Origin of the sequence: Amaricoccus sp. B4, assembly GCF_043226085.1 — a bacterium.
Classification (GTDB): domain Bacteria; phylum Pseudomonadota; class Alphaproteobacteria; order Rhodobacterales; family Rhodobacteraceae; genus Amaricoccus.
Genome location: NZ_CP171225.1, coordinates 1,873,140 through 1,892,757 on the forward strand (window position 1 = coordinate 1,873,140; position 19,618 = coordinate 1,892,757).

Here is a 19,618-nt window from a genome sequence, read left to right on the forward strand (position 1 = left end):
GCGCCCCACGGCGCGGCCCGAAATCACCGGCTTTGGGGGAACGCGGCGCCGGCCGCCCGGCCGCGCTCAGACGAGCTCGGCCGCGGGGATGAAGGGGAAGAACACGCCATCCGACCAGATGCCGAACTGCTCCACGCCGCCGGTCTCCGCCTCGGTGCCGATTTCCACCAGGCGGTAGAAGCTCTTGCGGTCGATGAGCGCCTCCATTCCGGCGCGAATCATCACATAGGGCGCGGGCTCGCCGGTCTCGGGGTCGCGGGTGACGCGAATGGGGTTCTCCGGCCCGGCCGTCACCTCGTCATCGACCTGCGTGGTGAAGATCACGCGCTGCGCCCGCCCCTCGCCCTCGATGCGGAAATCGATGGCGACGAAGGGCGCGTCATCGACGGTGATGCCGACCTTCTCCACCGGGGTCACGAGGAAATAGCTGTCCCCCTCGCGCTTCAGCACCGAGGAGAAGAGCTTCACCAGCGGCTTCCGGCCGATCGGCGTGCCGAGATAGAACCAGGTGCCGTCCCGCGCGATGCGCATGTCGAGATCGCCGCAGAACGGCGGATTCCAGAGATGCACCGGCGGCGGGCCGCGGCGCCCGGCCTTGCGCGCCGCCGCGGCAACCGAATCCGCCGTGGTGCCCGCGGCACCGCGTGCGGCATTATCCATATTGTGATCGTCTTTGCCCATTGTGATGAGGCTTCCCCGCGGTATGCTCGCTTGTCAACCTTGAGTTTCAGATTTCCCGGCGGGCCGCCCGCGTCCGCGCCGGGGCTTGAAGGATCCGCCGCATGACCGACAGCGAAGACCTGATGCAGGAAATCGAGGCGACGGGCGCCCAGCTCATCCGGGCCCGCGAGATGATCGCCCGGCGCATCGTCGGCCAGGAGGATGTGGTCGAGCAGACGCTGATCGCCATCCTCTGCGGCGGCCACGGCCTGCTCGTCGGCGCGCCGGGCCTCGCCAAGACCCGCCTCGTCGAGACGCTGGGCACCGTGCTCGGCCTCGTCGCCCACCGCATCCAGTTCACCCCCGACCTCATGCCCGCCGACATCCTCGGCGCCGAGGTGCTGGAGACCGGCGCCGACGGCACCCGTGCCTTCCGCTTCATCGACGGGCCGATCTTCTGCCAGCTGCTGATGGGCGACGAGATCAACCGCGCCAGCCCCCGCACCCAGTCGGCGCTGCTGCAGGCGATGCAGGAGCACGAGGTCTCGGTCGCGGGCCAGCGCCGGCTGCTGCCGAGCCCCTTCCACGTGCTCGCGACCCAGAACCCGATCGAGCAGGAGGGCACCTATCCGCTGCCCGAGGCGCAGCTCGACCGCTTCCTGCTGCAGATCGACGTGGATTATCCCGACCGCGACGACGAGCGCGAGATCGTGCTCTCGACCACCGGCGCCACCGAGGTCCAGGTCCAGCCGGTCTTCGACGCCGCCAGCCTCATCGCGGCCCAGCGGCTGGTCCGCCGCCTGCCGGTGGGCGAGAGCGTGCTGGAGCGCATCCTCGATCTCGTCCGCTCCGCCCGCCCCGGCACCCCGGATGCGCACCCGGCGGTGGATCTCGCGGTCAGCTGGGGCCCCGGCCCCCGCGCCGCCCAGGCGCTCATGCTCGCGATCCGCGCCCGCGCGCTCATCCAGGGCCGCCTCGTGCCCGACCTCGACGATGTCGCGGCGCTGGCCCGGCCGGTGCTCATCCACCGCATGGCGCTCGGCTTTGCCGCCCGCGCCGAGGGCCAGACCCTCGACGGGCTCATCTCCCGCCTCGTCACCGACGTGATGAACGTGGAGGCCGCAGCGTGAATGCCCCCCGCCCCCGCGGGCGGATGAAGCCCCAGGGGCCGGTCGGGCTCCGGCGCGATGCCGAGAAGATCGGCGGCGCGCTGCCGCCGCTTCTCGCCGAGGCCGAGCTCCTCGCCGCCACCGTCTCGCAGGGCGATCACGGGCGGCGGCGGGCCGGGCACGGCGAGGCCTTCTGGCAATACCGCCAGGCGGTGCCCGGCGATGCGCGCTCCATGGTGGACTGGCGCCGCTCCGGCCGCTCCGACAGCCAGTACATCCGCGAGATGGAATGGCAGAGCGCGCAGACCGTCAGCCTCTGGGTCGATGATGCGCTCTCGATGGATTACCGCAGCGAAGGCAGCGAGCGCTCGAAATACGAACGCGCCGCCCTGCTCGCGCTGGCGATCTCGCTCTTGCTGATGAAGGGCGGCGAGCGCGTCTCGCTCATGGGCACCAGCGCGACCCTGCCCCGCTCGGGCCGCGCCCAGATCAACCGCATCGCCATGGCGCTCGGCGGCGACCGGCCCGAGGAGCGCCCGGATTACGGCATTCCGCCCAGCGACCGCATGGCCCGCGGCGGCCGGGCGATCTTCTTCTCGGACTTCCTCGGCGATCCGGCCGCGCTCGTCCCCGCGCTCTCCCATGCCGCCGATCGCGGCGTCACCGGCTGCTTCGTGCAGGTGCTCGACGAGAGCGAGGAGGTCTTCCCCTTCGACGGGCGGATGATCTTCGAGAGCATGGGGGGCGGCACCGAATTCGAGGCCCAGCGCGCGCGGAGCCTGCGCGCGGCCTATCAGGCAAGGCTCGCGGAGCGGCGCGGGCGGCTGGCCGAGATGGCACGCCACCTCGGCTGGCGCGTGCTCCACCACCGCACGAGCGTGAGCCCGAGACAGGCGCTGCTCTGGCTCTACATGGCCATCGGGGACCGCGCGTGAGCCGCGCCTCCCCTGGGGCACGGCCCCGCATTCTGGAGAAGAGTACGTCACGGCGATGAGTATCGGTCCCCTTGCGTTCCTGACCCCCTGGCTCCTGGCAGCGTTCGTGGTGCTGCCGGTGCTCTGGTGGCTGCTGCGCGCCGTGCCCCCGGCGGCGCGGCGCCTGCCCTTTCCCGGCGTGCGGCTGCTGCTCGATCTCGACGAGAAGGAGCGGATGCCGGCGCGGACGCCCTGGTGGCTGCTGCTGCTGCGGATCGTGGCGCTCGCCGCAGCGATCCTCGCGTTTTCCGAGCCGGTGCTGAACCCGCGCGCCGAGCGCGGCGAGGGGCCGCTCCTCGTCCTCATCGACGGCGGCTGGGGCGATGCCCCCGACTGGCCCGCGCGGATGAGCCGCATTGCGGGCGAGCTGACCGAGGCCGAGCGCGATGGCCGCCCCGTGGCCGTGCTCTCGCTCGCCGACGGCCCGCCCGCCGAATCCCTGCCGCTCCGCGCCGCGCCGGACTGGGCCGACCGGCTGGCCGGGCTCGCGCCCCGGCCCTGGTCCCCGGAAACCCGCGGCTGGATCGACTGGATCGGCGCGCAGGACCAGGATTTCGAGACCCTCTGGCTTTCCGACGGCCTTGCCCATGGCGAGGAAGCCGCGCTGGCCCGCGCGCTCCTGGCCCATGGCCCGGTCTCGATCATCCGCCCCGCCAGCCTGCCGCGCGCCCTCACGCCGCCCCGGCTCGAGCAGGGCGCGCTCCAGGTCACCGCGCTCCGCGTGCCCGACGGCACCGCGATGCCGGTGACCGTCACCGCCTTCGGCCCCGATCCCAACGGCGTCGAGCGCGCGCTCGGCCGCGGCACCGGTGCCTTCGAGACCGCCGCCAGGAGCACCGACATCGCGATCCAGATGCCGGTCGAGCTCCGCAACCGTGTCGCGCGGATCCAGCTTGCCGCCGGGCGCTCCGCGGCGGGCGTCGCCCTCGTCGACGATGCGCTGCGGCGGCGCAAGGTCGGCATCCTGTCCGGCAGCGCCGGCAGCGAGGCCCAGGATCTCGTCGATCCGCTCAACTACCTGCGCAAGGCGCTCGAGCCCTTTGCCGAGACCATCGCGGCGCCGCTGCCCGAGATGCTGCTGACCTCGCCCGACATGCTCATCCTCGCCGATGTGGGCAATCTCGCCGACAGCGAGCGCGCCGCGCTCACCGAGTGGGTCGAGAAGGGCGGCGTGCTGGTGCGCTTCGCCGGCCCCCGGCTCGCGAGCTCCGGTGCGGGCCAGCTCGAGGCCGATCCCCTGCTCCCCGTGCGGCTCCGCGCCGGCGGCCGCTCGGTCGGCGGGGCGATGTCCTGGGGCGCGCCGCGCCACCTCCAGCCCTTCGCCGAGGATGGCCCCTTCGCGGGCCTGCCGCTTCCCGGCGATGTGGAGATCCGCGCCCAGGTCATGGCCCAGCCCGACCCCGACCTGCCCGACCGGGTGATCGCGAGCCTCGAGGACGGCACCCCCCTTGTCACCTCGGCCCCGCTCGGCGAGGGCCGTGTCGTGCTCTTCCACGTCACCGCGAGCGCGGACTGGTCGAACCTGCCGCTCTCCGGCCTCTTCGTGCAGATGCTCGAGCGCCTGACCCAAAGCGCGGGCGGCCTCGGCGAGGCGGGCGATGCCGGCCTCGACGGCGCGGTCTGGACCCCGGTCCGGGTGCTCGACGGCTTCGGCGAGCTGCAGACCCCGAGCCTGCTGGCCGGCGTGCCCGGCGAGAAACTGGCCGAGGGCCGCCCCTCGCGCGACGTGCCGCCCGGCTTCTACGCCAGCGGCGCCCGGCGCACCGCGCTCAACGTGATGGCGGCGGATGCGACCCTCGTCCCCCTGCCCCCGATGCCGGAGGGCGTGGTAGTGGAGGGCATGGACACGCCGCAGGAAACCTTCATCGGCCCCTGGCTGCTCGCGCTCGCGCTGCTGCTGCTGGCGACCGACCTCCTCGTCACGCTCCGGGTCTCGGGGCGGCTCTCGCGCCTCGGCCGCAGCACGCGCCGCGCCACCGCCGCCGTCCTGCTGATCGCCGCGGGCGCGCTCGCCGGCCTGCCCGGCGGCCCGGGCGCGGCCGCGGCGCAGGAAACCGACGACGCCATGGCGCTCTACGAGGCGAACCACACCGTGCTCGCCTATGTCCGCACCGGCAATACCCGCGTCGATCAGGTGAGCGAGGCCGGGCTCAAGGGCCTCAGCCGCGAGCTCTTCGAGCGCACGGCCATCGACCCGGCCGACCCGGTCGGCATCAATCTCGAGACCGACGACCTCACCCTCCTGCCGCTGCTCTACTGGCCGGTCACCGAGGGCCAGCAGCCGCCCTCGGATGCGGCCTACGCCCGGCTCAACGAATACCTCCGCCACGGCGGCATGATCCTCTTCGACACGCGCGACAGCGACATCGCCGCGAGCTACGGCGGCACGACCCCGAACGGCCGCGCGCTCCAGCGCATCGCGCTCAAGCTCGACATCCCGCCGCTGGTGCAGGTGCCGCCCGACCACGTGCTCACCCGCACCTTCTACCTGCTGCAGGATTTCCCCGGCCGCTGGTTCAACGCCCCCGTCTGGGTCGAGGCGCCGCAGGAGGCCGAGACCGTCGAGGGCCTGCCGTTCCGCAACCTCAACGACGGCGTCACCCCGGTGGTGATCGGCGGCAACGACTGGGCCTCGGCCTGGGCCATCGGCGAGGACGGCCGCCCGCTCTTTCCCGTCGGCCGCGGCCTCAGCGGCGAGCGCCAGCGCGAGATGTCCTACCGCTTCGGGATCAATCTGGTCATGCACGTGATGACCGGGAACTACAAATCCGACCAGGTGCATGTCCCCGCCCTGCTCGACCGGCTGGGGCAATAGACCATGCGCAGCATCGTTCTCGACCCGCTCCTGCCGCTGCCGCTGATCGCGGGCCTCGCCGCCCTCCTCGCGCTCACCGTCGCCCTCGCCGCCTGGCGCGGGCTCCGCGGCTGGTGGCTGCGCGCGCTCGCGGCGCTGGTGATCTTCGCGGCCCTGCTCGGCCCCTCGATCCGCGAGGAGGACCGCACCCCGGTCTCCAACATCGCGATCGTCGTCCATGACGACAGCGCCAGCAACCAGATCGCCGGGCGCCCCGAACAGATGCGGGCGCTCCAGGACAACCTCGCCGCCGAACTCGCGAGCCTCGGCGAGGGTGTCGAGGTCCGCGAGGTCCATGTGATCGACGGCGGCGAGGACGGCACCGAGCTCCTCTCCGCGCTCGCCGAAACCGCCGCCGGCCTCCCCTCCGACCGCATCGCCGGCGCGATCCTCCTGACCGACGGCGAGATCCACGACCCCGAGGCGCTGGCGAGCTTCCCCGCCCCGGTCCACGTGCTGCTGACCGGCCATGCCACCGACCGCGACCGCCGCGTGGTGATCGAGACGGCGCCCGCCTTCGCCATCGTCGACGAGCCGGTCTCGCTCGTGCTCAAGGTCGAGGATCTCGGCGCCACGCCCCCCGCGGCCGGCGACAGCGCGCCGCTCCTCATCTCGCTCGACGGCGAGGAGCCGCTGCGCTTCGACGTGCCGGTCGGCCGCTCCGTGACCCTGCCCGTCACCCTGACCCGCGGCGGCATCAACGTGCTCCAGATCTCGACACCCGAGGTCGCGGGCGAGCTCACGCCGCGCAACAACGAGGCGGTGGTCTCGATCAACGGCGTCCGCGACCGGCTGCGCGTCCTCCTCGTCTCGGGCGAACCCTACCCCGGCGAGCGGACCTGGCGGAACCTGCTCAAGTCCGACAGCTCGGTCGACCTGGTGCATTTCACCATCCTCCGCCCGCCGGAAAAGCAGGATTTCGTCCCGGTCTTCGAGCTCTCGCTCATCGCCTTCCCGACCCAGGAACTCTTCATGGAGAAGGTCGACCAGTTCGACCTCATCATCTTCGACCGCTACAAGCGCCGCGGCATCCTGCCGAACGGCTATTTCGCCAACATCGCCCGCTACGTGCGCGACGGCGGCGCGCTCCTGATCGCGACCGGCAGCGATTTCGCCGGGGCCGAAAGCCTCTCGCGCTCGCCGCTCCGCGAGGTGCTGCCCGTCGAGCCGACCGCCCGGGTGATCGAGGAAGGCTACACCCCCCGCATCTCCGAGACCGGCGCCCGCCACCCGGTGACGGCCGGGCTCGAACAGCACGCCCCGAAGCCCCCCGCCGAGGACGGCACGCCGGGCTGGGGCCGCTGGTTCCGCCTCGTCGACACCACCGCGCTCCACGGCGAGACGGTGATGACCGGCCCGGAGGACCGCCCGCTCCTCGTGCTCGACCGCCAGGGCGAGGGCCGCATCGCCGTGCTCGCCTCCGACCATGCCTGGCTCTGGAGCCGTGGCTTCGAGGGCGGCGGGCCGCAGATGGAGCTGCTGCGCCGCCTCGCCCACTGGCTGATGAAGGAGCCCGAGCTCGAGGAGGAGGTGCTGCGCGGCCAGGGCGAGAAGGGCGATCTCCGCATCACCCGCCGCACCATCGAGGCCGAGATCCCGCCGGTGCGCGCCACGAGCCCCGGCGGCGAGAGCACCGAGGTCGAGATGACCGAGGTCTCGCCCGGCCACTGGGAAGGCCGGATCGAGGCCAGCGAGAACGGCGTCTGGCAGCTCGAGAACGGCGATCTGAAGGCCGTGGCCGTGGTCGGCCCCTCGCAGCCGAAGGAATTCGCCGATCCGGTCTCGACCGGCGCGATCCTCGCCCCCCTCGCGGAGGCGACCGGCGGCGGCATCCTGCGCGCCGAGGAGGGGGCGGTGGATCTCCGCCTCACCCGCGAGGACCGCGTCGCGGCCGGCCGCGGCTGGCTCGGCCTCGTCGATCGCGAGGCCTACCAGCTCCGCGACGTCCGCCAGGCCGCCCTCGCCCCCGGCTGGCTCCTCCTGCTGCTCGCCGCCTCCCTCGTCGTCCTCGCCTGGCGCCGCGAGGGCCGGTAACGGAGCGGGGCCGCAACCCGCTGGCGGCGCGAGAGGCGAGACATCACCGTGTCGCAGGATCGGGGAGCAGCCCATGGCATGTGTGGGCTTCGAACCTGTCGCCGTTGATCGGCCCATCGCGCCTCACCGGCGCGACCCTGCCTGGGCCGGCTTTCCCGTCGCATCGAGCTGCCTCCCCGGAACGGATCGACAGCTCGAACATACTAAATTCCGAAGTTCAGGAGGCCCGATCAATCAAACCCCGGCGCGCGGGCTCACACACATCAGAGCAGCGAGAAGCTACTCGGAAACATGATCGGCCACAAACGCCTGTCTTTCTCCGATCGGGCGCTGGGGTCCGCTCGTGGTATCCCGCGAGGTCTGCAACTCAAGTTGCGCATTCAGTTCCGCGCCCAGCAGAACCACGAAGGCGCTGGCATACAACCAGAACAGCACGGCCATGATTGCACCAAGCGAACCATAGGTCTTGTTGAAGTCGGCAAAGTTGGAAAAGTAGGTCGAAAGCGCCATGGAGACGACAATCCACAGCAAGGCCGCAAAGGCAGCGCCCGGAGTCACCCATTGCAGTTTTGCGCTCCGCCGATGCGGCGCCAGGCGATAGAGGGCGCCAATCACGAATATGATGCCACATCCCAGGATGAACACCGGCAAGACCCGCGCAACGCTGGTTCCGATGGCGCCAAAATCCGAAAGCGGCAAAAGAGCGGGCAGCACGACAACGGTCGCAACCGATATTATGGCCATGAATACGAACAGGCAGGTCAATAGCAGCGAAGATATATACTGAACCACTATATTTCGATCGTCACGTTCGTTGTAGACGATATTCAAGCCGGTCATCAAAGCAGTGACGCCGGCCCTCGCACTCCAGAGCGCGAAGAATATGGATATCAGGCCGGCAAGGCCCAGGGTTCCCGTGCCCGCGGAAATCAATTGGCTGATCTGGTTCTGGATCAGATCGAAGACATCGCCAGGCAGAAAGGCTCTGACGCTCGACAGGCTCGACAGGATATCATTCGGATCCCGAATGAGACCGTAGATGGAGATCAGAGCGGTTATCGCCGGAAATATCGCCAGCATCCCGAAGAACGCAACGCCAGCGGCGACGATTGACAGGTTGTCATTGCCGATCCCAAGCCATACCCGCCGCAAGACCGCGCCCCAGGCCCTTGCGGAAAAACGGCCCGGCCTCCCGGCAAACCGGCCGCGCTCGACATTTTCCGCAGTAACTTTCGGGGTCTGATCCATCATTCACTTTCGTCCATGATCCCTGTGATGCGCGCGCTTGGGGTCTGCATTCCGAGCTTTTCCAGCCTCTGGAACCAGCAGGCACCCTCTCTGACATGGCATGGGGTGGGGGACATATCGACTGATCCGATGGCGAGACAAGTGAAGCCATGGAAAAAAGGCCCTGGGGACCTGTCAGCGGCAGGAAAAGGCGTCGCATCCCCCTCCACGTGACGTCCGTGACGAGATCATCGAGCGATCGCGCCCAAGGCCAAAAGCACCTTCGTTTCCTGCGCGACGTCCGCCAGGTCGCCCTCGCCCCCGGTTGACGCCTCCTGCTCCTCGCGGGCACGCTCCCCTTTCTCGCCGGGCGTCGCGGAGGCTAGTGACTAAGCCCGGGCGGGACAGCGCGGCCCGCCGTCCGCCGCAGCGCGCGGGAAAGGGGGTCTTTGAAAAGCTCAGGCAAGAAGACACACAAACAGACCACAGGCTGCACGAGATTTATCTCGCACGCTCTTCTGAAGTTTTTAGGTGCTAAGTGGGTGGTATGCGAGTTATGGGTTAATCAGTAAAGATTATCACTCTGTGTTGTCCAACCAATTCGCTCCCCATCAAGGTATCTATATGTTACGAGACTTCAACAAAGATAAAATAACACTTGTTAAAACTGATGGCTCAGTTGCAAAAGAGCACGTATCAGCACTTGTCACAGCGAACATGATTTATACAACCGACATTCAACTTCCTGTTGAAGTGGGCGATTATCTACTGCGAAACATTCCGAATGGGTTGGTAGAAAAATACGAAGTCAGGAACCCACAATACTACGACGCAGGGCATGTCATTCCCGCGCACTTCCAAATTGAAGTGGTACGAGCCGGTAAATCGCAAGCTCAGACAGCGGTGGTCCAAGGCATCACTAACAATTTCACGGGCCCCAATTCTCGCGTGAACATCAACTCCACCGATAACTCAATTAATATATCGTCGGATTTTTCATCTGATCAATTGCGCGACTTCATTAAACAGGTAAAATCAGTTCTTCCTCAGCTCCCGGAAGGCAGCCGAGAGTTAATAGAAGGGCAGCTTATCGCAATTGAAGAAGAAGCCGAAAAACCAACACCGGCAAAAATGCGGGTAATTTCTGCACTGCGATCAATCAAGTCAGTTGCAGAGGGCGCATCAGGAAACCTCGTCGCGGCAGGTATCATTAGCCTGATTGCAAGGCTGTTGTAAGGCGCGCCTAATCTGCCATGTTGGCTGAGTTGTCAGTTGAATTTAGATTGACGCGAGAGTTCGCGCCGCCACTGCTGTTTATATTCGTAACGCTTCCGTGGAAAATCTGTTGGGTCAGCTGCGTGACTGCTTTGGTGTCATTTTCGCTTAGTGGCTCCAGCGCACCGATTGTTACGTCCACTGCTGCCGGAATCCTCTTTTCCAGTTCGATTGTCAGTTCCAGGATCTTCGATCGAACGTTGTATTGAAGCTCAACCAATGCTGCTTCTGACAAGATCCCTACGACGCTATTGCACGACATTTTTGGATACACTTTGCCTTGCAAAAGTAACATGAGGTCTGAAGAGTTGAGCATTAAACTTCCGTCGCTACAACCAGCCAAAAGGCTGTCGATCGCGGCCACACTCTGGCGGAACTCATAGTTTACCCATTTCTTGCCGCAGTGCCGTTCAATCAAAGCAGACGGAATTGGGGCATTTTGAATACCTGCCCCGAAGGGACCAGAAAACGTACCGTTATAGGTTACTAAGAGCCTGATTCAAAACTCAGTCAAACATAGCAATACCTTGCGAGGCGCCTGGTTGTGAGACGGATATGGGCGATGTTGATCCAGGCCTCGGCGGAGGCGACGGATTTCTCCCAATCTTTGGCGAGACGGCGGCATCGACCGAGCCAGGCGAAGGTCCGTTCAACGACCCAGCGGCGTGGCAAGACCTCGAAGCCGTCTGCGGTGTCAGAGCGCTTGATGATCTCGACCGTCCACTCGCCCATGTGTCTGAGCGCGCCGCGCAGCTTCGGTCCGGCATAGCCCCCGTCGGCGAAGATGTGACGGAGCCAGGGACAGGCATGGCGGATCGTCCTGAGCACCGCCGGCGCCCCGTCCCGATCCTGGATATCGGCGGAATGAACGACTACTCCGAAGAGCAGGCCCAAGGTGTCCACGACAATATGGCGCTTGCGCCCCTTGACCTTCTTGCCGGCATCGAAACCGGAAATCCCCCCGCTTTCAGTGGTTTTCACGGTTTGGGAGTCGATCACGCCCGCGCTCGGACTGGCTTCCCGCCCCTCCAGGTCCCGGGTCTCCATCGTCAGCGCGAAACGGATCGTCTGCAGCAGGCCGCTGTCACGCCAGTCGTAGAAATAGCCCTGCACCGTCGAGACCGGAGGAAACTCCTTCGGCAGCATACGCCACTGACACCCCGTGGAAGCGATGTAGAGCAACGCATTCATCACTTCGCGCAGATCCGTCGTGCGCGGGCGACCGAGGCGGCTCGGCGGTGGCAGGAAAGGTTCGATCAACGCCCATTCCCGATCCAACAGGTCGCTTGCATAACGCGGGCATTCCCGCCGATACTCCCGTCGAGCGGCTTCAGTCCAGGGCATTGTCGGCTCCATTCAGCGTGCAAACCGAACGGAACCACAACCAACTGAAGACGCTCAACTCTTTTCCGGGTGGGCTCTAAGAGCTTTCTGTAGTCAGGAACCTCTGAGGAGCTGGGATAGCCTTCGCTCTCATATTTGATCCACTCCTCCAGAACATCACTTCCGAGCCGCGAAGCCAAGAAACGAAGTTTAAGAAGCACCGGCCCAATTGGGCTTTTTTCTTGCATCAAAGACTGTTGGATTTCGCGCAACAAGCTCATCGGGATACGTCCGCTTGCACAAATGGGAAACGCTGTCAGCGATCGTGCACAGGCGAGCGCTGGGCCCACCCCCGCCATTCATGATATGTTAACTACGAAAATCCAATTTTTTCAAAGGCGTTTTTTGATTTTCACGGTGAAACGCCCGGTTTTCACCGGGGCGTTCCGTCATCCCAGCCGGTCGCGGAAGGCCTCGAAGACCGAGACATAGATCTCGCGCTTGAACGGCACGATGCTCTCCACGATCGCCTCGGGCGCCATCCAGGTCCATTCGCTGAACTCGGGATGCTTGCTCGCGATGTCGATCTCGGCATCCTGCCCGAGAAAGCGCATCAGGAACCAGAGCTGCTTCTGCCCCCGGAAGCGCCCCTTCCAGATCCGCGGCACGATCTCGTGCGGCAGGTCATAGGTCAGCCACTCGGGCGTGCGGCCGAGGATCTCGACGGAGGCGGGTGCGAGCCCCGTCTCCTCGCCGAGCTCGCGCAGCGCCGCCGCCTCCGGGCTCTCGCCGTCGTCGATCCCCCCCTGCGGCATCTGCCAGGCCGGGGTCGGGTTGTCGATCCGCTGCCCGGCGAAGACGAGCCCCGCCGGGTTGAGCAGCACCACCCCGACGCAGGGCCGGTAGGGCAGCGCGAGGATCTCGGCCTCGGTCATCGGCCGCGCCTTCCTGCTCACTTGTCCTCGATCTCGTCCTGACGGAAGGACATGCCGCGGAGGATGTCGATGGCGTAGGAGAGCTGGTAGTCCTCCTGCCGCAGCGCATCGGTCTGCTCCTGCCGCTTCTGGTCCTCCTCCATCATCTTCTTCTCGTCCTCGGTGAGGCTGTCATTGGTGAGCGAGCCGCGCAGATCGGCCTCCGACCGGGCCGCGGGCAGCGCGTCCTCGGCATTGTCCTCCGCATTCGGATCGTCGAGCTGGCGCTGTTCGACGATGATGTCGGGGGCCACCCCGAGCGCCTGGATCGAACGGCCCGACGGCGTGTAGTAGCGCGCCGTGGTCAGCCGGATCGCCCCGTCGCCCTGCACCGGCATGATGGTCTGGACCGAGCCCTTGCCGAAGCTCTTGGTGCCGACGATCACCGCGCGGCGATGATCCTTGAGCGCGCCGGCAACGATCTCCGAGGCGCTCGCCGAGCCGCCGTTGATGACGACGACCATGGGCTTGCCCTCCGCCAGATCGCCGGGCGTCGCGTTGTAGCGCTCGCTGTCGCGCGGGTCGCGGCCGCGGGTCGAGACGATCTCGCCCGACTCGAGGAAGGCATCCACCACCGAGATCGCCTGGTTGAGCAGGCCCCCCGGGTTGTTGCGCAGGTCGATGACGAAGCCCGTCACCGCATCCATGCCGCCGGCTTCCTCGACGCGCTGCTTGAGCTGTTCCTCGAGGTTCGGGAAGGTCTGCTCGTTGAAGGTGGTAATGCGGAGCACCACGACACCGTTCTCGAGCCGCGACCGCACCGCCGAGATCTTGATCGTCTCGCGCGTGATCTTGACGTTGAAGGGCTCGGGCGAGCCCTCGCGGGTCACGGTGATGGTGATATCGGAGCCGACCGGGCCGCGCATCAGGTCCACCGCCTCGTCGAGGTTGAGGCCGAGCACGCTCTCGCCGTCGACATGGGTGATGAAATCGCCGGGCTGGATGCCGGCCTTCTCCGCGGGCGTGCCCTCGATGGGCGAGACCACCTTCACGAAGCCGTTCTCCTGCGTCACCTCGATGCCGAGCCCGCCGAACTCGCCACGGGTCTGGACGCGCATGTCGTCGAAATCCTGGGGCGGCAGGTAGCTCGAATGCGGATCGAGCGAGGAGAGCATGCCGTTGATCGCCGCCTGGATGAGTTCCTTCTCGTCCACCGGCTCGACATAGGAGGACCGGACCCGCTCGAAGATGTCGCCGAACAGGTCGAGCTGCTCATAGACGCTCGATTCCTTGTCCGCCTCCTGAGCGACGATTGGACCGGCGAACTGGGTGCTGAAGACAATGCCCGCAGTGGCACCCACGAGTCCTGCCAGCCAGATCTTTTTCATGCTCGGGTATCCTATCCGTTTGTGGCGACAAACCAGGCGACAGGATCAACAGGGCCCCGTCCGTGCCTGATTTCTACATAGAGTGCTTCCCGCAGACCAGCGCCAGTTTCCAGATCGCGCAGCATCACATATTCTTCAACGTCGGGCGAGCGCCCGCCGAGCATTCCGAGCGGAGATCCGCGCGTGACCCGCTCGCCGGTCCGGACATTGAGCTCCGCGAGGCCGGCCAGAAGGACGAGCGCCTTGTCCGCCGTCTCCAGAACGACGATGCCCTGATAGTCGATGAAGGGGCCGGCGTAGCGGATCTTCGCATCCGCCGGCGCCCGCACCAGCGAGAGCGGCGGCGCGCTCATCACCACCCCGGGCCAGCGCACCCCGGCGGCGTCGGTCTCGTTGAAGCCGCGCAGGATGTCGCTGTCCACCGGCCAGAGATAGGGCGTGGCCGGGCGGTCGTCCGCCGAAGCGGGCGAAGCGTTGGTGTCGAGCGCCCGGCTGAGATCGGCGAGCGAATTCGCCTCGCGCAGCGCCACCGCCGTCGCCGCATCCACCGGCGTGCCGCCGAGCTGGACGAACTGCATGTGCGCGACGAGCTCGGAGCGCGCGAGCGCCAGCCGGCCGAGCCCGTCCTCGAGATCGGCAACACCGTCTTCCTGCACCTGCCGGGCGGCCCGCATCATGGCGAGCCGCTCCGAAAGGCCCTGCGCCTTTTCTGCCAGCGCAGGCTCCAGCGCCTTGCTCATCATCTGGGCCCGCGCCGCCGCCAGCGGCCCGCCCGGATGCAGATCGATCGGCGCGTCGCGCTCGAGCGAGACCCGTTCGAGCGCCGCGAGCAGGCGGCTGATCTCGAGCTGGTCGCGCGCCAGCCCGAGCCGGACGTCGTTTTCCTGTGCTCCGGCCTGCATCACCACCGTCCGCATCGCCGAAAGCGCGCGATCGTACTGGCTGATGGCCTCGGCCACCACCTCCGGCGCGGCACCGGAATTGCGGGCGGCGTCGAGCGCCTGCCCCGCCGCCGCCAGCCGCTCGCCTACGGTCTCGACCGCCTCCGGGGTCGCCGCGCGATACCCGCCGGCCCCGGCGAGACCGGCCACCAGCGTGAACGCAGCGATGCGGAGCCGCGGCCTCATGCAGGGACGATCAGGCTCTTGCCGGTCATTTCGGCCGGCTTCTCGATCCCCATGAGCTCGAGCAGGCTCGGCGCGAGATCGCCCAGCACGCCCCCCGAGCGCAGCGTCGCGCCCTCGGGCCCGCCAACGAGAATCACCGGCACAGGGTTGAGCGTGTGCGCCGTGTGCGGCTCGCCGGTCTCGGGATCGACCATCACCTCGCAATTGCCGTGATCCGCGGTCACGATCACCGATCCGCCCATCTCCTTGATCGCCTCGAGCGCCTCGCCGAGGCCCTGGTCCACCGCCTCGACCGCCTTCATCGCCGCGGCCAGATCGCCGGTATGGCCGACCATGTCCGGGTTGGCGAAATTGCAGACGATGAGCGCGTATTCGCCCGAGCGGATCGCCGCGGCCAGATGCTCTGCGACCTCCGGCTCCGACATTTCCGGCTGCATGTCATAGGTCCGCACCTTCGGGCTCGGCGCCATGTAACGCTCCTCGCCCGCCTCCGGCACCTCGACCCCGCCGTTGAGGAAGAAGGTCACATGCGGATACTTCTCGGTCTCGGCGATGCGGAACTGCTTGAGCCCCTTGCCCGCGAGCCAGCCGCCGAGCGTGTTGACGATCTCCTCCGACGGGAAGACCACTTCGAGGAACGTGTTGAGCTTGCTGGAGTACTCCACCATGCCGAGCTTGGCCGACCAGGCGGGGCGCGTTCCGGCATCAAACCCGTCGAACTCCGGATCGACGAGGGCATAGAGGATCTCGCGCGCCCGGTCGGCGCGGAAATTCGCGAAGAAGAGCCCGTCGCCGTCCTTCGCGCCCGCATAGTCGCCGATGACCGTGGGGGTCACGAACTCGTCGGTCTCGCCGCGTGCGTAACCGGCCGCGATCGCCTCGGCAGCACTGGCGGCGTGCTCGCCCTCTGCGCGCAGGATAGCCTTCACCGCCTGCTCGACCCGATCCCAGCGGTTGTCGCGGTCCATGGCGTAGAAGCGGCCCGAAACCGTGGCGATCTTCGCCCCCTCGGGCAGCGCGGCCTCGAGATCGGCAACCTGACCGGCGGCGGATTTCGGCGGCACGTCGCGCCCGTCGAGGAAGGCATGGATCAGCACCGGCACGCCCGCCCGCGTGATCTCGGCGGCGGTCGCGGCGATGTGGCGCTGGTGCGAATGCACCCCTCCGGGCGAGGCGAGCCCCGCGATATGCGCCACTCCACCGGAGGATTTCACCTTCTCGATGAAGGTCTTGAGCGCGGCATTCGCCGCAAAGCTCCCGTCCTCGATCGCCTTGTCGATCTTGGGAAGATCCATCCAGACCACCCGGCCCGCGCCGATATTGGTGTGCCCGACCTCGGAATTGCCGATCTGGCCTTCGGGCAGGCCGACGGCATTGCCGCAGGCCGTGAGCGTATTGTGCGGGCAGGTCTCCCAGATCCGGTCGAAATTCGGCGTGTTGCCGAGCGCGACGGCATTGGCTTCGCGCGAGGGGCTGAGCCCCCAACCGTCAAGAATGATGAGAACAACCGGCCGCATGATCACCTCGCAATGCTATAGCTCCGAGCATTAACCATCCGTTGCCGCATTGGCAAATGGCCAGTCGGCCCGGATTACGGGTGCCGGGAAGCCTCCCGGCACCACGCCGTCTTCTCTCCCGGACGGCGCCGGGGCCATTCGGCCTCAGAACACCATCGACCCGAGGATGATGACGCAGATCGTCGCGAAGACCGGGATCAGCACCGCGCAGATGAAGATGTCGAAATAGGATTCGCGGTGCGTGAGCCCGCAGATCGCGAGCAGAGTGATGACCGCGCCGTTATGGGGCAGCGCATCGAAGCCCCCCGAGGAGAGGGCCGTCACCCGGTGCATCAGGCCGGGGCTGATGCCGTTCTCGATCGCGAGCTGGTTGAACTGCTCGCCGAGCGTCTGCAGCGCGATCGACATGCCGCCCGAGGCCGAGCCGGTGATGCCCGCAAGCACGTTGGTCGCAACCGCGACCGAAATGAGCGGATTTGACGAGACGTTCAGCACCGCGTCGCGCACCACGGCAAAGGCCGGAAGCGAGGCGATGACCGCGCCGTAGCCGACCTCGGAGGACGTGTTGAAGACCGGAAGCAACGAGCCCATGGTCCCGGTGTTGATGCTGTCCTTGAGGTGCTGGAGCCGGCTGCGGTTGAGCACGATCAGCAGGAGGATCGAGGCGACGAGGGCGACGATGATCGCCCAGATCCCGCGGACCTTGGTGACGTCGGTCTCGCCATAGCGGGCCTCGGCGAGATAGCTCGTGTCGAGATTGGGAATGATGAGATAGGTGAGCACCGCGTTCAGCACGATCACGAGGACGGTCGGCGCGATGGCCACCGCGAAGCTCGGGAGCGAGGCATCCTGGGCGAGGTCGCTGTCGGCCGAGACCCGCGGGTGCGTGCCATAGCCCTCGCCGCGTGCGCCCGACCGCGCGATGCGGAAGCGCAGCCAGTAGACACCCCCGAAGAACATGATGAGCGCGGCAAACGTGCCGAAGACCGGGGCGGCGAAGGGCGTGGTGCCGAAATAGGGCATCGGGATCGCGTTCTGGATCGCGGGCGTGCCCGGCAGAGCCGTCATGGTGAAGGTGAACGAGCCGAGCGCGATGGCGGCCGGAATGAAGCGCTTGGGGATGTCGGAGCGGCGGAAGAGGGCTGCGGCAATCGGATAGACCGCAAAGGCCACCACGAAGAGCGAGACGCCGCCATAGGTCAGGATCGCGCAGGAGAGCACGATCGCGACGACGGCGTTATGCGCCCCGAGCTTGCGCACGCACCACTCGGCGATGGCGCGCGCCGAGCCGCTGTCGGCCATCAGCTTGCCGAAGATCGCGCCGAGCATGAAGAGCGGGAAATAGGTGATGAGATAGTTCCCGAGCGCCTTCATGAAGACCTGCGTATAGGTCGCGAGCACCGGAATGTTGCCCGACAGCAGCACCGCCAGAAGCGAGAGGATCGGAGCGAGGATCAGAACGTTGATGCCCCTGTAGGCGAGGTACATGAGCAACAGGAGCGATAGGATAATGCCGAAAAGGCCCATACGGTTGTCTCCCTTTTATGCCTGTCCGCCCCGGCCTGCGGCCGGACCGGGCGGGATCCCACATCCCTCGGCTTCACAAGAACTAGAGCGGGATCGGGTGGCGAGCAACGCACTTGCCGCATCGCTTTGCCGCAGTGCACGGAACGCCGCCGCTTTTCCCGGCCCGCGCATTGCTGTAGGCGGCGTGTCATGACGGATACCGCCTCGAATACCGAACGAAACGCCGGGCCAGGCCCCTGGGTCTGGCCGCTGGTGATCTGCCTCTATTTCGCCTTTCAGGTGGCCTGGCGGCGGCTGCTCGGCGGCGGGCTCGGGCTTGACGAGGCGCAGATGCTGCTCTGGAGCCAGCAGCTTGCCTGGGGCTACGGGCCGCAGCCACCGCTCTACTCCTGGCTGCAATGGGGCGTGCTCGGGCTGGTCGGCGATCCGCTGCTTGCCCTCGCGATTCTCAAGAACATCCTGCTCGCCGGGTTCTATCTCGCCGTCTGGCGGCTTCTGCGCAGCACCCACCCCCCCGACGTGGCGGGGCTCGCCACCCTCGGGCTCTTCCTCGTGCCGCAGATCGCCTGGGACTGCCAGCGCGACATGACCCATTCCGTGCTGGTGCTGACCATGGCGGCGCTCACCACGCTCGCCTTCTGGACCCGCACGCTGCAGGGCCGGCGCGGCGGCTGGGCGCTTTTCGGCCTCCTTGTCGGGCTCGGCATGCTGTCCAAGGTGAACTTCGCGCTCGTGCCCGCAAGCCTCCTCGGCGCGGCCCTTCTCACCCCCGGGCTGCGCACCCGGCTCGCGGGCAAGGGGCTGCTGATCGCGGCCGGGGTCGCCGTGCTCATCATGGCTCCCCCCTACGGCTGGGCGGTCCTCCACCCCGATCTCGCGCTCTCCTCGGCGGGCGAACTCAAGCGCGCCGCGTGGTCCCCGGCCATCGCCGGGCGCGGCCTCATCGAGCTCGGCAAGGATCTGCTCGGCTGCCTTGCCCTGGCCGGCCTCATCCTCGGCCTGATCCGCTGGCGGCGCGCGGCCCCGCCGATGGCCGATGCGGTGGCCGGGCCGCTGGAGGGGTTTCTGTTGCGCGTGCTGCTGATCGGCGTCGGGTTCACCGCGCTCGGGATCGCCGCGACCGGAACCACCCATGTCCGCGACATCTGGCTCCTTCCGGTGATCTATCTCGGCGCCCCGCTCCTGGCGCTCGTCGCACTGCGGCGGATCGGCCCCGCGGGGCGGCGGATCCTTGTCAGGGTAATCGCCGGGCTTGTCTGCCTCGTGGCCGTCGCGCTCGCCGTGCATATCCGCTACGGCGATCCCGGCCATCCCGCGCTGCGCCGCGCGCCCGTCGCGGATCTCGCCGCGGCCGCGCTCGCCCGGCACCCGGCGCCCACGCGCATCATTGCAGCCCCCGACTGGCTCGCGGGCAGCCTGATCTACTGGCGCCCCGACCTGCCGGTGGCAAGCCCGCAGCATCCGGGGCCCCCGCCCGATGCGGCCGCGGGCCCGGTGCTGCTTCTCACCTGGCGGGAAAAGCCGGGCTCGGTCGAACACATCGCCGCGCGGCTTTCCGCGCTCTGGGAGAGCACGGTGAGCCCCGGCGCATCGGAACCGCTGGAGGCCCCCTTCCCGCCGCAGCCGAAGGTCTCCTTCGGCATCGAGGTGACCCCGCTTGCGGTGAGCCGCCCCTGAGCCCGCCTGCGC

General features: G+C 67.4%; 16 protein-coding genes. 6 read left to right on the top strand and 10 right to left on the bottom strand.

The window, feature by feature from the left end:
• Nucleotides 1-66 precede the first annotated feature (66 nt).
• A complete protein-coding gene (locus ACF66B_RS09025; protein ID WP_111431980.1) occupies nucleotides 67-660 on the bottom strand; it encodes a DUF1285 domain-containing protein in 594 nt (197 codons plus the stop codon).
• Between the two features lie 122 nt (nucleotides 661-782).
• Here ACF66B_RS09025 and ACF66B_RS09030 point away from each other — a divergent pair, with 122 nt between their 5' ends.
• The 4 genes from ACF66B_RS09030 to ACF66B_RS09045 are packed head-to-tail and all read left to right on the top strand — an operon-like array spanning nucleotide 783 to nucleotide 7,631.
• Nucleotides 783-1,790, top strand: a complete 1,008-nt coding sequence (locus ACF66B_RS09030) for a MoxR family ATPase (protein ID WP_111431969.1) — start codon at nucleotides 783-785, stop codon at nucleotides 1,788-1,790.
• A 23-nt stretch (nucleotides 1,791-1,813) separates the two neighbouring features.
• Entirely contained in the window at nucleotides 1,814-2,704 is an 891-nt protein-coding gene (locus tag ACF66B_RS09035; RefSeq protein WP_111431970.1) for a DUF58 domain-containing protein, read from the top strand.
• A 55-nt stretch (nucleotides 2,705-2,759) separates the two neighbouring features.
• The gene (locus tag ACF66B_RS09040; protein ID WP_111431971.1) at nucleotides 2,760-5,558 is read left to right on the top strand and encodes a DUF4159 domain-containing protein; all 2,799 of its coding nucleotides are present in this window, start codon (nucleotides 2,760-2,762) and stop codon (nucleotides 5,556-5,558) included.
• Between the two features lie 3 nt (nucleotides 5,559-5,561).
• Nucleotides 5,562-7,631 carry a hypothetical protein gene (locus tag ACF66B_RS09045; RefSeq protein WP_111431972.1) on the top strand — a complete coding sequence of 690 codons (2,070 nt, stop codon included), beginning with the start codon at nucleotides 5,562-5,564 and terminating at the stop codon, nucleotides 7,629-7,631.
• A gap of 279 nt (nucleotides 7,632-7,910) precedes the next feature.
• On the opposite strand, the gene ACF66B_RS09050 is transcribed toward ACF66B_RS09045, so the two are convergent.
• Nucleotides 7,911-8,882 (bottom strand): YihY/virulence factor BrkB family protein, encoded by a 972-nt coding sequence (locus ACF66B_RS09050; protein ID WP_111431973.1) that lies wholly within the window; start codon nucleotides 8,880-8,882, stop codon nucleotides 7,911-7,913.
• 600 nt (nucleotides 8,883-9,482) lie between these two features.
• Between ACF66B_RS09050 and ACF66B_RS09055 the strand changes: the two genes are divergently transcribed.
• Nucleotides 9,483-10,094: a hypothetical protein gene (locus tag ACF66B_RS09055; protein WP_162683449.1), complete on the top strand. Its 612-nt coding sequence runs from the start codon at nucleotides 9,483-9,485 to the stop codon at nucleotides 10,092-10,094.
• A gap of 7 nt (nucleotides 10,095-10,101) precedes the next feature.
• Here the strand turns inward: ACF66B_RS09055 and ACF66B_RS09060 are convergent, their stop codons facing one another.
• The 8 genes from ACF66B_RS09060 to ACF66B_RS09095 all read right to left on the bottom strand — a co-directional run bounded on the left by ACF66B_RS09060 (nucleotide 10,102) and on the right by ACF66B_RS09095 (nucleotide 17,929).
• Nucleotides 10,102-10,632, bottom strand: a complete 531-nt coding sequence (locus ACF66B_RS09060; protein ID WP_392664846.1) for a hypothetical protein — start codon at nucleotides 10,630-10,632, stop codon at nucleotides 10,102-10,104.
• Between the two features lie 11 nt (nucleotides 10,633-10,643).
• Nucleotides 10,644-11,477, bottom strand: coding sequence for an IS5 family transposase (locus ACF66B_RS09065; protein WP_111432154.1), 834 nt, complete (start codon nucleotides 11,475-11,477; stop codon nucleotides 10,644-10,646).
• Nucleotides 11,390-11,815, bottom strand: a complete 426-nt coding sequence (locus ACF66B_RS09070) for a hypothetical protein (RefSeq protein WP_392664742.1) — start codon at nucleotides 11,813-11,815, stop codon at nucleotides 11,390-11,392. The genes ACF66B_RS09065 and ACF66B_RS09070 overlap by 88 nt, the downstream gene beginning before the upstream one ends.
• A gap of 90 nt (nucleotides 11,816-11,905) precedes the next feature.
• Nucleotides 11,906-12,391 carry an RNA pyrophosphohydrolase gene (locus tag ACF66B_RS09075; RefSeq protein ID WP_111431401.1) on the bottom strand — a complete coding sequence of 162 codons (486 nt, stop codon included), beginning with the start codon at nucleotides 12,389-12,391 and terminating at the stop codon, nucleotides 11,906-11,908.
• Nucleotides 12,392-12,408: 17 nt separating this feature from the next.
• Nucleotides 12,409-13,758 carry a S41 family peptidase gene (locus ACF66B_RS09080; RefSeq protein WP_111431402.1) on the bottom strand — a complete coding sequence of 450 codons (1,350 nt, stop codon included), beginning with the start codon at nucleotides 13,756-13,758 and terminating at the stop codon, nucleotides 12,409-12,411.
• Between the two features lie 11 nt (nucleotides 13,759-13,769).
• Nucleotides 13,770-14,885, bottom strand: coding sequence for a peptidoglycan DD-metalloendopeptidase family protein (locus ACF66B_RS09085; RefSeq protein ID WP_111431403.1), 1,116 nt, complete (start codon nucleotides 14,883-14,885; stop codon nucleotides 13,770-13,772).
• The gene (gene gpmI, locus ACF66B_RS09090) at nucleotides 14,882-16,402 is read right to left on the bottom strand and encodes a 2,3-bisphosphoglycerate-independent phosphoglycerate mutase (RefSeq protein WP_111431404.1); all 1,521 of its coding nucleotides are present in this window, start codon (nucleotides 16,400-16,402) and stop codon (nucleotides 14,882-14,884) included. The genes ACF66B_RS09085 and gpmI overlap by 4 nt, the downstream gene beginning before the upstream one ends.
• A 144-nt stretch (nucleotides 16,403-16,546) precedes the next feature.
• Nucleotides 16,547-17,929, bottom strand: a complete 1,383-nt coding sequence (locus ACF66B_RS09095; protein ID WP_111431405.1) for a GntP family permease — start codon at nucleotides 17,927-17,929, stop codon at nucleotides 16,547-16,549.
• 189 nt (nucleotides 17,930-18,118) lie between these two features.
• Between ACF66B_RS09095 and ACF66B_RS09100 the strand changes: the two genes are divergently transcribed.
• Entirely contained in the window at nucleotides 18,119-19,606 is a 1,488-nt protein-coding gene (locus tag ACF66B_RS09100; protein WP_111431406.1) for a glycosyltransferase family 39 protein, read from the top strand.
• Nucleotides 19,607-19,618 lie beyond the last annotated feature (12 nt).

Bases quoted from the DNA above. Each gene is read 5' to 3' on its own strand.
- ACF66B_RS09030 (WP_111431969.1), top strand. From the start codon at position 783: ATGACCGACAGCGAAGACCTGATGCAGGAAATCGAGGCGACGGGCGCC.
- ACF66B_RS09095 (WP_111431405.1), bottom strand. From the start codon at position 17,929: ATGGGCCTTTTCGGCATTATCCTATCGCTCCTGTTGCTCATGTACCTC.
- ACF66B_RS09050 (WP_111431973.1), bottom strand. From the start codon at position 8,882: ATGATGGATCAGACCCCGAAAGTTACTGCGGAAAATGTCGAGCGCGGC.
- ACF66B_RS09055 (WP_162683449.1), top strand. From the start codon at position 9,483: ATGTTACGAGACTTCAACAAAGATAAAATAACACTTGTTAAAACTGAT.
- ACF66B_RS09075 (WP_111431401.1), bottom strand. From the start codon at position 12,391: ATGACCGAGGCCGAGATCCTCGCGCTGCCCTACCGGCCCTGCGTCGGG.
- ACF66B_RS09080 (WP_111431402.1), bottom strand. From the start codon at position 13,758: ATGAAAAAGATCTGGCTGGCAGGACTCGTGGGTGCCACTGCGGGCATT.
- ACF66B_RS09065 (WP_111432154.1), bottom strand. From the start codon at position 11,477: ATGCCCTGGACTGAAGCCGCTCGACGGGAGTATCGGCGGGAATGCCCG.
- ACF66B_RS09040 (WP_111431971.1), top strand. From the start codon at position 2,760: ATGAGTATCGGTCCCCTTGCGTTCCTGACCCCCTGGCTCCTGGCAGCG.
- ACF66B_RS09045 (WP_111431972.1), top strand. From the start codon at position 5,562: ATGCGCAGCATCGTTCTCGACCCGCTCCTGCCGCTGCCGCTGATCGCG.
- ACF66B_RS09100 (WP_111431406.1), top strand. From the start codon at position 18,119: ATGACGGATACCGCCTCGAATACCGAACGAAACGCCGGGCCAGGCCCC.
- ACF66B_RS09035 (WP_111431970.1), top strand. From the start codon at position 1,814: ATGAAGCCCCAGGGGCCGGTCGGGCTCCGGCGCGATGCCGAGAAGATC.
- ACF66B_RS09085 (WP_111431403.1), bottom strand. From the start codon at position 14,885: ATGAGGCCGCGGCTCCGCATCGCTGCGTTCACGCTGGTGGCCGGTCTC.
- gpmI (WP_111431404.1), bottom strand. From the start codon at position 16,402: ATGCGGCCGGTTGTTCTCATCATTCTTGACGGTTGGGGGCTCAGCCCC.
- ACF66B_RS09025 (WP_111431980.1), bottom strand. From the start codon at position 660: ATGGATAATGCCGCACGCGGTGCCGCGGGCACCACGGCGGATTCGGTT.
- ACF66B_RS09070 (WP_392664742.1), bottom strand. From the start codon at position 11,815: ATGGCGGGGGTGGGCCCAGCGCTCGCCTGTGCACGATCGCTGACAGCG.